The sequence below is a fragment of the Pedobacter sp. B4-66 genome, from assembly GCF_018492665.1.
Taxonomy (GTDB): domain Bacteria; phylum Bacteroidota; class Bacteroidia; order Sphingobacteriales; family Sphingobacteriaceae; genus Pedobacter.
Genome location: NZ_JAFVME010000005.1, coordinates 522,408 through 537,312, shown reverse-complemented (window position 1 = coordinate 537,312; position 14,905 = coordinate 522,408). Strand labels below are relative to the sequence as shown.

11 protein-coding genes are annotated in these 14,905 nt (G+C 38.5%); 5 read left to right on the top strand and 6 right to left on the bottom strand.

All coding sequences use genetic code 11. The features are described 5' to 3' along the window. Positions 1 to 149: 149 nt before the first annotated feature. Both prfA and J1905_RS11765 read right to left on the bottom strand, forming a co-directional pair. Positions 150 to 1,223 carry a peptide chain release factor 1 gene (gene prfA / locus J1905_RS11770; RefSeq protein ID WP_048908307.1) on the bottom strand — a complete coding sequence of 358 codons (1,074 nt, stop codon included), beginning with the start codon at positions 1,221 to 1,223 and terminating at the stop codon, positions 150 to 152. A gap of 173 nt (positions 1,224 to 1,396) precedes the next feature. Then, complete coding sequence (locus J1905_RS11765; protein WP_214227426.1) at positions 1,397 to 2,143, bottom strand: UDP-2,3-diacylglucosamine diphosphatase; 747 nt, start codon at positions 2,141 to 2,143, stop codon at positions 1,397 to 1,399. A gap of 128 nt (positions 2,144 to 2,271) precedes the next feature. On the opposite strand from J1905_RS11765, the gene J1905_RS11760 reads away from it, so the two are divergent. Both J1905_RS11760 and J1905_RS11755 read left to right on the top strand, forming a co-directional pair. Next, positions 2,272 to 3,282, top strand: coding sequence for an NAD(P)/FAD-dependent oxidoreductase (locus J1905_RS11760; RefSeq protein WP_214227425.1), 1,011 nt, complete (start codon positions 2,272 to 2,274; stop codon positions 3,280 to 3,282). 2 nt (positions 3,283 to 3,284) lie between these two features. Beyond that, positions 3,285 to 3,614, top strand: coding sequence for a 2Fe-2S iron-sulfur cluster-binding protein (locus J1905_RS11755; RefSeq protein WP_173093896.1), 330 nt, complete (start codon positions 3,285 to 3,287; stop codon positions 3,612 to 3,614). 3 nt (positions 3,615 to 3,617) lie between these two features. On the opposite strand, the gene J1905_RS11750 is transcribed toward J1905_RS11755, so the two are convergent. The 3 genes from J1905_RS11750 to J1905_RS11740 form a co-directional block, all read right to left on the bottom strand. After that, positions 3,618 to 5,321 carry a S41 family peptidase gene (locus tag J1905_RS11750; RefSeq protein WP_214227424.1) on the bottom strand — a complete coding sequence of 568 codons (1,704 nt, stop codon included), beginning with the start codon at positions 5,319 to 5,321 and terminating at the stop codon, positions 3,618 to 3,620. A 55-nt stretch (positions 5,322 to 5,376) separates the two neighbouring features. Then, a complete protein-coding gene (locus tag J1905_RS11745) occupies positions 5,377 to 5,592 on the bottom strand; it encodes a hypothetical protein (RefSeq protein WP_214227423.1) in 216 nt (71 codons plus the stop codon). 71 nt (positions 5,593 to 5,663) lie between these two features. Next, positions 5,664 to 6,863 carry an anhydro-N-acetylmuramic acid kinase gene (locus J1905_RS11740; protein ID WP_214227422.1) on the bottom strand — a complete coding sequence of 400 codons (1,200 nt, stop codon included), beginning with the start codon at positions 6,861 to 6,863 and terminating at the stop codon, positions 5,664 to 5,666. Between the two features lie 268 nt (positions 6,864 to 7,131). Between J1905_RS11740 and nagB the strand changes: the two genes are divergently transcribed. From nagB to J1905_RS11725, 3 genes are all read left to right on the top strand, one after another. Further along, positions 7,132 to 9,051 (top strand): glucosamine-6-phosphate deaminase, encoded by a 1,920-nt coding sequence (gene nagB, locus J1905_RS11735; protein WP_214227421.1) that lies wholly within the window; start codon positions 7,132 to 7,134, stop codon positions 9,049 to 9,051. Positions 9,052 to 9,114: 63 nt separating this feature from the next. After that, positions 9,115 to 10,272 (top strand): acyltransferase family protein, encoded by a 1,158-nt coding sequence (locus J1905_RS11730; RefSeq protein WP_214227420.1) that lies wholly within the window; start codon positions 9,115 to 9,117, stop codon positions 10,270 to 10,272. A gap of 23 nt (positions 10,273 to 10,295) precedes the next feature. Continuing rightward, a complete protein-coding gene (locus tag J1905_RS11725) occupies positions 10,296 to 13,163 on the top strand; it encodes a M16 family metallopeptidase (RefSeq protein WP_214227419.1) in 2,868 nt (955 codons plus the stop codon). Positions 13,164 to 13,222: 59 nt separating this feature from the next. Here the strand turns inward: J1905_RS11725 and J1905_RS11720 are convergent, their stop codons facing one another. Further along, positions 13,223 to 14,773, bottom strand: coding sequence for a glycoside hydrolase family 10-like protein (locus J1905_RS11720; RefSeq protein WP_214227418.1), 1,551 nt, complete (start codon positions 14,771 to 14,773; stop codon positions 13,223 to 13,225). Between the last annotated feature and the right edge of the window lie 132 nt (positions 14,774 to 14,905).

Sequence of the window (14,905 nt, the reverse complement as noted above, 5' to 3'; positions counted from 1 at the left end):
GCGGCATTCTAACCAGCTGAACTACCGGTCCGTTTTCCCTATTTTCGTTTCTTTGTTTCGTTTCGGGATTGCAAATATAGCGCCTTTATTTAAAATTACAACATTTATTTCAAAACAGTTATAACTCGCTAATTATCTGCCAATTATTTTTAAATAACAGATCCTTCTTTCATCTTTTCTGCATTCTCAGCGAACTGTAATGCATCAATTAATTCCTGAACACCGCCATCCATCACTCCACTTAAATTATAAAGTGTTAAACCGATACGGTGATCAGTAACCCTGCCTTGAGGATAATTGTATGTTCTGATCTTTGCTGAACGGTCACCAGTCGATACCATAGTTTTACGTCTGGCAGCGATATCACCATTCTTTTTCTGCAATTCGATATCGTACAACTTACTACGAAGCATCTCCATTGCAATAACTCTATTACCTAGCTGAGAACGCTCCTGCTGACAAACAACAACAATCCCAGAAGGCCTGTGCGTTAACTGAACTTTAGTTTCAACCTTATTTACGTTCTGTCCACCTGCACCACCAGATCTTGATGTTTGCAGATCGATATCTGCTGGATTGATGTAAAGGTCGATTTCTTCAGCTTCAGGCAAAACAGCTACAGATGCAGCCGATGTATGAACACGTCCTTGAGTTTCAGTATCAGGTACACGCTGAACCCTGTGTACGCCCGACTCATATTTCAATTGACCATAAACATCCTCACCGCTAACTTTCAAGATCACCTCTTTGTATCCACCAGCCGTACCTTCAGTAACATCTACAGTTTCTACTTTCCACCCCTTTTGTTCAAAGAAACGGCTATACATTCTATATAAGTCGCCAGCGAATAAAGCAGCTTCATCACCACCGGTACCACCTCTAATCTCAAATACAGCATTCTTTGCATCTTCAGGATCTACGGGAATAAGCATCAAACGAACTTTTTCTTCTAATTCTTCCTGTTGTACCAGTAGCAAATCAAGTTCTTCTTTAGCCATCTCACGCATTTCCGGATCCTTCTCAGTACTTAAGATCTCCTTGTTTGCGTCGATGTTGCTCATCACATTCTTGTAGACTTTATACTCTTCTACAATTTTACCTAAATCTTTATATTCCTTATTTAAAGCTGCAAAACGCTTCATATCCTGCATCGTGTCAGGATTACTTAACTGCTCCTCAACATCTTCCCAACGCAGTTTAATTGCTTCTAATTTCTCTAACATATTCTTTTTTTCAGAAACTTTATAATTGTACCGTTAGCAACAATAACTCAATCTGTTTATAAACAGCATATTTCATTGTGATAACAGGTTTTTTATTCGGGCAGCAAAAATACGGCTTTTTCAGTTAACGACACTAAAAAATTATAGGATCAGCACGTTACGTAAAAAACACCTTACTCTTTTTCAAAATATTTAAGGCTCAACACCTCCCCATCAAATACCGCATAGGAGTTAAAATTGAACCACTCGCCCAGGTTAACATACTGAGCTCCTCCTCCTAAATCCAGATCTAAGGGCAAATGTCTATGACCAAAAACAAAAAAATCGTAATGTTGTTTTACCAGCAATTCTTTAGCGTAAATAGCCAGCCATTCCTTCTCGATTCCTTCAAAAACCTCTTCCTTACTACTTGCAGCTCTGCTGCTTTTCGACCAGCCGTTTGCTATTCCCATTCCAATTGTGGGCGGAATTAAAGAAAACAACCAACGACACACAGGATTTCTAAAGATTTTTCTCAACAACTTATATTTTCTGTCGCCAGGCCCTAATCCGTCACCATGATGTAAAAAGAATCTCTTGCCATTTCTTTCAATTACAAGCTCATCACTTATAATTTCAATCCCCATTTCCTTCGTGAAATAGTCATTAACCCACATATCATGGTTACCTTTAAAAAAATAGATCTTAATTCCGGCATCAGTCATATTCGCCAGTTTACCTTGCAAGCGAATAAAGCCTTTAGGTATAACTGTTCTATATTCAAACCAAAAATCGAAAACATCTCCCATCAGGAAAAGCTCACTACATGTTGGCTCAATGGCATTTAACCAGCGAAGAATGCGATCTTCCCGCTTACGACTTTCAAAAAAATCTGGAGAGCCTAAATGAAAATCAGAGGCAAAATATATGTTCTTATTCATCAATAAAACAAAGATAAGTAAAATATTAGCTCAGTTTGCCTTCATAAGTTCTAGGGAGTATGTAGATTATTTATAAATAGCATCGTTATTAAAACAAAAGTTTGTAAATTCGCACAAATTTTAAACACATGATTTCTACTGATATAGCCATAATTGGCGCCGGACCCGTAGGTTTATTTGCAATTTTTGAAGCAGGACTATTAAAAATGCGCTGCCATTTAATTGATTATTTACCGCAGGTGGGTGGTCAATTATCTGAAATATATCCTAAAAAACCTATATATGACATCCCTGGCTACCCTACAGTATTAGCTCAGGAGCTTATTGACAACCTAATGGAGCAAGGAAAACCTTTCCACCCGGGTTTTACTTTAGGTGAACGTATTGAAGGTTTAGAAAAACGTGGTGAAGGTGATTTTGTGCTTACTACCAACATGGGTACTATTATAGAATCTAAAGTTGTAGTAATTGCAGGTGGTTTAGGCTGCTTTGAGCCACGTAAACCGGCTGTTTCAGGATTAGAGCAATTCGAGAACGGAAGAGGTGTTAATTACATGATCCTCGATCCTGAGCAATACCGTGGTCAGAAAATGATTATTGCGGGTGGTGGTGATTCAGCACTTGACTGGACTATATTCTTAGCTGACATTGTTGATGAATTAACTTTGGTACACCGCAGCGAAAGCTTCCGTGGTGCACCTGATTCTGTAAACAAAGTAATGGCGTTGGCTGAAAGCGGTCGCATCAACCTTGTTTTAAACAGCAACCTTAATTCAGTTTCTGGAAATGGAAAACTTGAAACCGTAGAGCTTATTCATAATAAGAGCCTTGAAACTACTGCAATATCAACAGATCATTTAATTCCTTTATTCGGCTTAAGTCCTAAATTAGGTCCAATCGAGCAATGGAACTTAAACATCAATAAAAGTGCTATTGAAGTTAATACCGACGATTATTCAACAAACATACCGGGCATTTATGCTATTGGCGACATCAATACTTACACTAACAAATTAAAGCTAATCCTTTGTGGATTCCACGAGGCTGCTTTAATGAGCCACAGTGCATACCAATACATGAACCCAGGTGTTAAATACACCATGAAATACACCACTGTAAACGGCGTATCAGAATTTTAAGCATGGAAGAAAATAACATTACCCTACACGTACAAAACCCTGATGGCAGCTTAACTACTCTTGAAGCCCCAGTGGATATGGGATTAAGCTTAATGGAGTACCTTAAAGCATGCGAATACGATATTCTTGCAACTTGCGGTGGAATGGCATTATGTGCCACCTGCTGCGTAGATGTGCTTGAAGGCGAAGAAAAGTTAAATGAAATGACTGATGATGAGTATGCAATGCTTGATACTTTACCGGATGTACTTCCAAATTCAAGACTTGCCTGCCAGCTACAACTAAACCCTGCAATGGATGGTTTAGTTGTAAAACTACATCACGCTGAATAACTATTAGTTTTCAGCGGTTGTTACTGCTGCAATCGTTTTGGTGGGGCTGCCTATAGTTTTATATTCACCCTCACCTTTTAATACCGCCAGCATTTTAGATGGACTATTTAAAAGAGCTTTAGCTGCCTGAAGCTCTTTATCATATTGAAAGGCCTGAATAACCTTACCTTTCTCGTAATAATAACGACTTACTATCTGTGTTTCTAAAACACGCTTTATTTCTGCTTTGTAAGTTACCAGATCCGTTTTCTTAGCGCCAAGCATCTTATCCTTTAGATCATCAAGATCTGCCTTAACAGCGGCTAATTTATTCTCTTTCTCAGCTTCTGTTCGTAAATCAGATAATAAGCGCTCAGTGCGTGAGGTGTACGAATAATCTTTACCATCTAAAGAGGCTACAAACTGATTATAATCAGCATCAGTTAATTGGAAGCCCACAGCCGGAGCAATAGTTTTATTTTTCTTTTTATAGTCGTTAGCGTAGTCAAAAAACAAGTTTTTGCTCATAATAGACATTGTAATAGGACTTGGTCTATTTGAAGCTACAACCACATCCGGGTAAACCCCGTTTCCATCATAAACGCTTCTACCTGCCTTGGTACTAAATTTATGAGCCAATGAATCAGCAAACTTTAATGTTTTCCCGTTAGCGTCTTTATGAGCATAGTCTAAAGCCTGAATGCATCTTCCCGAAGGAGTAAAATACTTAGCTACTGTAACCTTAACAAGGCTATTGTAAGGCAAATTAAACGTTTGCTGCACCAACCCTTTACCAAAACTTCTTTGGCCAACTATAATTGCCCTATCAAGATCCTGCAATGACCCAGCAACAATTTCGGAGGCCGAAGCCGAAGAACCACCAACCAAAACTACCAATGGCATTTGCAATAGCAAAGGCTCACTAATGGTCTTATAAGCAATAGTTTTTTGAGGATTCCTACCCTTCTGGGTTACCACTAACACATCCTTACTAACAAAGAGGTTAACTATTTTAACTGCTTCCTGTAAAATACCGCCGCCATTGTATCTTAAATCAAGGATCATTCCTTTTGGCTGTTGCTTGCTTAATGCAACTGCAGCATCCTTTACCTCCTGAGCGGAGTTTTCAAGAAACTTATCTAAACGGATATAAGCAATATTATCATCAGTCATGCCCGAATATGGCACATTAGGCTGCTTTATTTCATCACGAACCAGCGTTTTTGTAATTACAGAACCGTCTCTGATCATCAATACATCAACAGCAGAACCTTTTGGCCCCCTTAGCAATTGACTGATCTGATTACGATCTTTTCCTTTTACCTCATTGCCATTTATTTTCACCAATTGATCACCAGGTTTTACATCCTGCTTATCTGCCGGATATCCTTCAACTACTTCGTTCACAAACAGCTTACCTTCAATTGAAATTGTACTGGCACCAATACCACCGTATTGTGTGCTCACATATTTCAATTTATAATCTTCAATTTCAGATTCGGGAATGTATTCGGTATAGGGATCCAGATTATCCAACATCGCATCAATGCTATTGCGCATCAAATCTGATGGATTGGTCTCATCAACATAATTGATATTTATCTCTTTATAAAGAGAAGCAAAGATGTCCAGGTTTTTGGATACCTGAAACAAGTCTTCTTTAAAAGACCAGGTTAAAGTAGCAAAGGCTATAAGAGCAAATAGGGCAGCTAGTCTGTATTGTTTCATCGTTCACCAATCTGATTAAAGGTAAACTTACAAATAAAAACAGACCAAATGAAACCTAAAGTCTGTTTCCGTCAGGATCGGCAAGTGCTTTTTTGATGGTAAATTCAACGTACGCTCTGTCTCTTTTAACCAAACCCATAAGCTGCTCAACAAGCTGATCTTCCTGACCAGGAGTAAATGAAAGATTTACTGATGCCAAATCGCGATATTTTCTTAAAAATTTAATTTTAACCTTTTTCCAGGTCTCAGTAGTAAGAGTAAAAGTTGCCATAAATAAATACTTTAGTGCAAAAGTATGAAAATAAGAGATAGGTCTCTAATAAAAAAACGCCTTCAAATTCTTTAAAAAGGCAAGCAGATTTTCCCCATGCAAATTGATGGCACGCCCGTTCTATTGCCAAAATCAATGGCAGTTCCCATCAATGTCTCATTGGCAAGTACAGCAAACAGAACCGCTTCTTTAGCATCAGGATTTATTTGCAGGTCTTCAGTTGTATAAAACTTTGCATCAGGCAATCCATCTTTAAGTTGCTTTACCAATAACGGATTGTGCATCCCACCCCCGCTCATATATATAGACGGTGATAAGGTATTTCCAAAACATTTTTTGATCGCGTTAACAATAATCTGAGAAGAAAAGCGACATAAAGTTGCCATTACATCCTCGTTACCAAGATTAAGGGTATTTGATCGTTCCTGGGCGGCCTGTAAATATTTAAGGTTAAACAATTCCGGCCCGGTTGTTTTAGGAAATCCTGCGGATAGAAAATCATTCTGCATTAATTCCTTTAAAAGACTATCATTAACCACTCCCCCACTAGAAATCGCTGCATTTTCATCAAAATATAACCCTTTATAATGATGCTGAACAAATTGGTCCATCAATGTATTTCCCGGCCCAACATCTGTAGAAAATACTTTGACGGCATCATTATCCCCTGGTAAATAGGTAAAATTAGCTATCCCACCTATGTTTAACATTACCCGATCTTCTCCTTTTTCAGAGAACAATAAATAGTCGCCATATACCGCCAGTGGTGCACCTTCGCCTCCCGCAGCAATGTGTTTTTGTCTAAAATCACTAATAGTAACAATGCCTGTTTTTACTGCTATATGGTCGCCATCGCCTATTTGTAGGGTGGCATTTGGATAATAAGGCATTTGATGCAAAGAGGCGGGAGCATGAAAAATAGTTTGCCCGTGACTTGCAATTACATCTATATCCTCAGACTTTACACCCCAAGCCGCAATAGCTTGCAAAATCATCTCTGCATGTAATAACCCTATTTTTTCATTCATTAAGCACACCATTTGCAGGTCGGCATCTCTTTTTGAAAATATAGATTTAACCTCTGCCTTAAAAGCATTATCGTATGAAACTGTTTTAAAATCCTGAACCTGAACCTTTGTACTGGCACCACTTCCACTAATACGACACAGTGCAATATCCAGTCCATCAAGCGACGTGCCCGACATTAATCCGATTATTAATCTTTCCTTTTTTTCGATTGTCCGAAAAATCCTGGTCCAGTTAGCATTCATAGTTAAAATTTTGTGCCTGCAAGATAACTAATCCCATAAAGTCCAAAGAAGCTACTAGGAAATTACGAGTTAATTAAAAAATATTTCGAGACTTGTAATTTCCAAAAACCGCTTAAACTCAACATCTCAATCGATTGTGTAAAATACAATCCACAAAAACAATTAGTTAGCAAATTAAATTTGGCCTTTTTACCAAATTAAAATTCTTGTTATACCCAATAGAGTCCCTATATTTACTGCTCCGTACAAACTTTAAGAACAAAATTAAATGGCAAGATTAAATCTTCTGGAAGAAACGCGTTTTGAAAAATTACCCGTTTCTGTCTTTGAAAACCCTAAAGCCGCTTCACTTAGCGTGGCTAAACGTATCGGGGATCTGATTAAAGAAAAACAAAAGAATAACACTCATGCTGTTTTAGGTTTAGCTACTGGAGCTACACCTATTGCAGTGTATGCAGAATTAGTAAGAATGCATAAAGAAGAGGGTTTGAGCTTTAAAAACGTAATCACGTTTAACCTGGATGAGTATTATCCAATGCAGCCAGACGCTGCTCAAAGCTATGTTTCTTTTATGAATGAGCATTTGTTTGCTCACATCGACATCGACAAAAACAATATTAACATTCCTGACGGGACATTGAGCCTGGAAGAAATCCCTGCTTTTTGCCTTGCCTATGAAAAGAAGATTGGAGATGTGGGTGGATTAGATATTCAGATATTAGGTATTGGGCGTACCGGTCACATTGGTTTCAATGAGCCGGGTTCTGCACCAAATTCCGGTACTCGTTTAGTTACTCTTGATGACCTTACAAGACGTGATGCTGCAAGAGATTTTGGTGGTAAATCTTTTGTACCAACAAAAGCAATTACCATGGGTATTGGTACTATCTTCAAAGCCCGTGAAATTATATTGATGGCATGGAACAGAAAAAAAGCTTCCATCATTAAAAAAGCTGTTGAGGGAGAAATTTCAGGTGAAGTTCCTGCAACTTACCTACAACTTTCTGAACATGTTGAATTCATTCTGGACAAAGATGCGGCTTCTGAATTAACCCGTTTTGATACGCCTTGGTTAGTAAAAGACTGTGTTTGGGATGAAAAAATCACAAGAAAAGCAGTAATCTGGTTGGCAAATCATTTAGGTAAGCCTGTTCTTAAACTTACTGAAGATGACTATAACAACAATGGTATGGCTCAGCTTGCTATTGACAGAGGTCCTGTTTATAACATCAACATCGACATCTTTAATAAATTACAACATACGATTACCGGATGGCCAGGTGGTAAACCTAATGCCGATGATTCACAAAGACCGGAAAGAGCTGAACCTGCTAAAAAGCGTTCAATCATTTTCTCTCCGCACCCTGATGATGACGTAATTTCAATGGGTGGTACTTTCATCCGTTTAGTAGATCAAAAACATGATGTACACGTAGCTTACCAAACTTCTGGTAATACTGCAGTATGGGATGATGATGCCCTTCGTTTTGTTGAATTTAGTATTGATTTCTCTGACAAAATGGGTCTTGGTAGTGACGAATTAAAAGGCCTGTACAACAATATGCGTTCATTTCTGGAGAAAAAACAACCAAATCAGGTTGATACTCCAGAGATACAAACTGTAAAAGGCTTAGTCAGAAAAGGAGAAGCTATTGCAGGTGCTCGTTATTGCGGTCTTGATGATGACCATATCCATTTCATGGCACTTCCTTTTTACGAAAGTGGAAAAGTTAACAAAAACCCTGTTACCGACCTTGATGTTCAATTAACAATGGACCTTTTACAAAAGGTAAAACCAGAGCAAGTATTTGCTGCAGGCGATTTTGAAGATCCACATGGAACGCACATCGTTTGTTTCAATATCATTTTGGAAGCATTAAAACGCTTAGCAAAAACTGAGAGCTGGGTTAAAGATTGCTGGTTATGGATGTACCGTGGTGCATGGCAGGAATTTGAAACTCATGAAATTGAAATGGCTGTTCCACTTAGTCCTCAAGAAGTGGAAAGAAAGAAATTCGCTATTTTCAAACATCAGTCACAAAAAGACAGAGCCGTTTTCCCTGGTGATGACGCTAGAGAATTCTGGCAAAGAGCTGAGGACAGAAACAGAGAAACTGCTCAGGCTTACGACGATTTAGGATTAGCAAATTACGAGGCTATGGAAGCCTTTGTACGCTATAAATTTTAATTATATTTATAATCGCTATTGTGTTTACGCAATAGCGATTATTTCGTAATTAATCCCTCTTTCATGACTTTCATTTCGGCCGCGGCTAATACACCTGCAAGATTACTATCACTTGATTTCTTTAGAGGCGCCACGGTAGCGGCCATGATACTTGTAAATAACCCTGGAGATTGGGGCAACATCTACGCTCCTCTTGAACATGCTGAATGGAATGGTTGCACGCCTACCGACTTAGTTTTCCCTTTCTTTCTGTTTATAGTTGGTGTTTCAATTGCTTATGCAATGGGAAGCAAAAAAACAGATCCTACAACACATAACAAAACCATCCTAAAAGCTTTTAAAAGGGCACTTATTCTATTTGGGCTAGGCTTATTTTTATCTCTATTTCCCAAAGTATTTACTGATCCTATTGGTGCCTTTCAACTTGTACGCATCCCCGGAGTATTGCAACGAATTGCTGTAGTGTTTTTTATTTCATCTATCATATTCCTTAAAAACTCTGAAAAGAACATATTCAGGATACTGATTACTTTACTCGCCATTTATTGGGCACTAATGACATTTGCCCCTGTTCCGGGTTTCGGTTATGCTAATCTGGAAAAAGAAACCAATCTTGGTGCATGGTTAGACAGAAGTATATTAACCGAGGCTCATCTATGGAAATCTTCTAAAACATGGGATCCGGAAGGTATTCTTAGTACAGTTCCTGCGATTGCAACTGGGTTATTTGGAATTTTAGTTGGCATCTATCTAAAGCGCAAAGATCTTGATGCAGCTTCAAAAGTAGCCTGGCTATTTACGACAGGTTGCACAGCCGTAGTTTTAGGTTTGTTATGGAATTTGCAGTTCCCTATTAATAAAGCGCTATGGACAAGCTCTTTTGTTTTGTATACAGGCGGTTTAGCAACTGTAATTCTGGCATTATGCTATTGGGTAATTGATGTTCACCAATACAATCGGTTTACGAAACCTTTTGTGGTATATGGGGTAAATGCAATAACAGTATTTTTTCTTTCGGGTTTAATCCCTCGGATATTGGGTATGATTCACGTTAAAGACAGCAACGGTTCGGAAATAACCTTACAATCCTGGCTTTACTCCGGTTTCTCATCCCATTTTTCTCCAATTAATGCATCGCTGGCCTGGGCAATTAGCTTCGTACTATTCTGGCTAATAATTCTTTGGGCGATGTATAACAAAAAAATTATTATAAAAGTTTAAATTTAGCGAGATAACTAACATTCATGAAAAGAACCATCAACACTCTTGTATGTGGGCTTGCCGCTGTTGTGGCATTTAACGCTCCTGTACTTGCGCAGAAAAAAACCACTGCTGCAAAGAAAACTGTTTCAGCAGCTGCAAAGAAAACCGACGACACGCTAATTCCTAATGACCCTAATGTTAAAATCGGGAAGCTAGCGAATGGCTTAACCTACTACATCAGAAAAAACTCGGAACCAAAAAACAGAGCTGAGCTATATTTAGCGAACCGCATTGGCTCATTAATGGAAGATGACGACCAGCAAGGCCTTGCTCACTTTACAGAGCACATGGCTTTTAATGGGACTAAAGACTTTCCTAAAAATGATATCATCAATTACCTTCAAAAAGCAGGAGTTCGCTTTGGAGCTGATCTTAATGCTTATACAGGATTTGAACAAACGGTATATCAATTACCTATCCCAACGGATAGTGCTTTGGTGTTTAAAACCGGATTCAAAATCCTTGCTAACTGGGCAGGAAAAGTGGTTATGGAGGGTGAAGAGATCGACAAAGAACGTGGCGTCATCATAGAAGAAGATCGTCAACGTGGTAAAAATGCTCAGGAGCGAATGAGCAAGCAATTACTTCCGCTTTTGTTAAAAGGCTCTCGTTATGAAAACCGCATTCCTATTGGGAAAATTGACATCTTAAAATCGTTTCCTCATGATAGAATCAGAAGCTTCTACAAAGACTGGTACAGACCTAACTTACAGGCTGTAATAGCCGTTGGAGATTTTGATGTGAATGAAGTTGAGCAGTTAATTAAGGCTAATTTCTCTGATCTGACCAACCCCGCAAACCCTCGTCCTCGTTTAAGTTATGATTTACCGGACAACAAAGAACCACTTGTTAAAGTAATTACTGACCCTGAACAACCATATGATGTAGCTATTGTGATGTATAAATTACGTGGGACCCCTACCAAAACCACTGCTGGCTTTAAAAAGAGACTTATGTACTCGATGGTAAACAGTATGCTAGGTGCAAGATTTGAAGAGATTCTGCAAAAAGAGAACGCGCCCTTTATATTTGGACAAAGCTCATTTGGACCCTATCAAGGTGGTTTAGTTTCAGGAATAAATGCTTTCCAAACTGTAGTCGCTTCGAAATCGGGGGACCAGCTTGAAAAGGCCTTTGCTGGAGCTCTTGCTGAAAATGAAAGGATGAGCAAATTTGGCTTTCTTCAATCAGAATTAGATGTTGCCAAGAAAAACATTCTTGCAGGCAATGAAAAGCAATATAAAGAAAAAGACAAAACAGCTTCTGCAAGCTTTGTGCAGCAATACCTGAATAACTTCCTTAAAGGAAGTGTGATTCCTTCAATTGACTTTACCTATGCAGAAACCCAAAAAGCAATTGCCAGCATTACGCTTGCTGAGATAAATGCTCTGGTAAAAACACTTACACCGAAAGAGAATCAAATTATCATTGTACAGGCTCCGGAAAAGGATAAAGCAATTCTTCCTACAGAAGCGCAATTAATTGCAGCCGTAAAAAATGCAGGCTCAGGTGTTACAGCTTATGTAGACAACTCGTTAAATAAACCTCTATTGGAGAAAAAACCAACAACTGGCAAGATTGTAAGCGAAAAGAAGATTGATGCCGTAGGTGTTACCGAATTGACCTTAAACAATGGAATTAAGGTGCTGTTAAAGCCAACAGATTTTAAAAACGATCAGGTTATCTTCAGTTCATTCTCCAAAGGCGGTATATCTCTAGCGGATGACAACGACCTTGAATCGGCACAGATGGTTAGTTTGATTGCCCAAAGTGGAGTTGGTGAGTTTAATCCTACACAATTATCTAAGTTACTTGCAGGAAACACCGGTAGAGCCGGTGCTTATGTTGATGACCTTTATCAAGGTTTCAGCGGAAGTTCATCACCAAAAGATATAGAAACAGCTTTTCAAATGGTTTATGCCTACGCAACTGCCCCAAGAAAAGACGTGGAGATATTTAACAAGAACATCTCTGATTATAAAGTAGTTTTAGGGAACAAAAATGCGAATCCAAATAGTGTTTTTAGTGATACCGTTCAGGCTGTATTATCATCGTACAACAAACGTGCAATGCCAACCAACTTAGAGGACCTGGATAAAGTTTCTATTGATAAGGCTTTTGATTTTTACAAGGATCGCTTTGCTGATGCAAGTGAGCAAACCTTTGTAATTGTAGGTGCATTTGATATTAATGCTATCAAGCCGCTTATCGAAACATACATTGCCAGCTTACCGACATTGAATAAAAAACAAAACTTTGTTGATCGTGGTATTAGAGCTCCTAAAGGAAAAATCAGCAAAACCGTTTACAAAGGATTAGAAGACAAAGCTGCTGTAGAGCTCTACATCCATGGCGATTATACTTTTAACGCAGAGAATAATGTACAATTAGATGCACTAAAAGGTGCTTTAGAAATAAAGATACTAGAACGCTTGCGCGAAAAAGAGAGTGGAGTTTATAGCCCGCAGGTTGGCTTAAGCTTAGAAAAATATCCAGAAGGACATTATTACTTTAATATTTCATTTAGCTGCGCACCTGCAAATGTAGAAAAGCTGATTGCAGCGGCGCTTGATGAAGTAAACAAAATTAAAGCAAGCGGTGCTTCTGCAGATGACATCACCAAGTTTAAATCCGAAGGGCATCGTCAATTGGAGCTTAACTTACGCAATAACAATTATTGGTTAGGCTATCTAAGCAGTCGCTTAAAAAATGAAGAAACACTTGACCAGGTGTTAAGTGAAAGACAAAGAATGGATGCAGTTACAATTGAAAGCACAAAAGCAACCGCTCAGAAATACTTAAATGATGATAATTTTATACGTTTAGTTTTGTTGCCTCAACAGAAGTAGAACGAGTAACATAAAAAAAGAGGCTACTAAAGTAGCCTCTTTTTTGTTTTTAAAGATTCTTAATTTGGTGCCAGAGTTTCCCTTGCTTGTATTCCAACTGGCCCACTAGGCTCACTTTCATTCTTTAGCCTATCTAGCGATGTAACCAGGTAATTGTACCTTTTACCGCTTTCTACATCAGTATCTATGTAAGAGGTATATTCTTCAAAACTTATTTTTAGAATATTTTTGGCGTTTAATATGCCAATCTTCTCCCCTTCTTCAAAACGGTAAATTACATATCCAGAAGCCGTTTCTCCATCTTCGGCTTTAAGTGGCTTTTCCCATTTTAAATGTACTCCATCATGCATCGCATCTGCTGTAAGCAGTTCCGGCTGATTAGGCACCACATCGTCAAGCCACGGCATTTGAGGTGGAAGTGCCGGATACTTATAAAAATCATTCCTTAAGGAATCGCCAAATGCACGAGCTACTGTAGAGAATGATTTTGAGCTAAAATATACGCTACCCTGCACACGGTTATTTTTTCTGATATATCTGATCTGATCAGGCATCTGCTTAGGGAATCGCCACGCCGCTTCCATTTTTTGGTTCATCAGATAAGCAGCTTGTCCTATGTAAAGGTGTCTGCCATATGTATTATTACTCCACCAATCGACTAATGTTGCAAATGGTGCAACTCTGCGGGTAAAGCTAAAGTATATCTGAGGGTTGATATAATCTACCCAGCCTTCCTTAACCCACTTTCTAGAGTCGGCAAAAAGTTCAGCATAATTAGACAATCCGCTGGTAGCAGAACCCAATGTATCTTCGGATTTGTTTCTCCAGATTCCGAATGGACTAACTCCAAATTTCACGTACTTTTTATAGTAATGAATGCTATCGTTTAATTGTTTGATAAGTACATCAACGTTATTTCTTCTCCAATCATTTATATCTGTAAATCCGTTAGCGTATTTACTAAATGTTGCTCCATCATTTATCCGCTGGCCTTCTACTTTATATGGGTAAAAATAATCATCGAAATGAATTCCATCCACATCATATCCCTTTACTACATCGAGAATAACCTGTACTATGTACTCTCTAACCTCAGGTATTCCGGGATCGAATTGTTTCTTGCCGGCATAGGTAAAGAAAAGATCCGGACGTTTTCTGGTCATATGGCTTTCATGAGTCACCGTATTAGGGCTCATTGTAGCTCGGTAAGGATTAAACCATGCATGAAGCTCAATTCCTCTTGAATGGGCTTCTTTAATTGCAAAAGCTAATGGATCATAGCCAGGGCTTGGTGCAACACCCTGCTTCCCCATGAGCCATTGACTCCAAGGCTCTCTTGGGCTTGCATAAAAGGCATCGGCCGTAGGCCTAACCTGTAACATTATAGCATTTAAACCATTTCTTTTGTGCTGTTCTAAGATGCCAATCAGCTCTTGTTTTTGCTGATCTACACTTAATCCAGGTTTTGATGGCCAGTCTATATTAGCAACCGTTGCTACCCAAACCCCTCTAAACTCTCTTTTTGGAGCAATTTTTGTTGTGTCTTGCGAAAAAAGAGATATTGGTTGTACTATGATGAATAATAGTGCATAAAAAGTGAGTTTAAACATCCTTTCTAATTTGTAATAATATAAAATTTAGTTTCATTTGTTGTGTTCAGAATACAGTTCAGTTCCCTAATCCTAGCAAGTAAACGATTTTTTTTAAAGTCTCATACAAATAGAATGTTTTTTTTACCATTT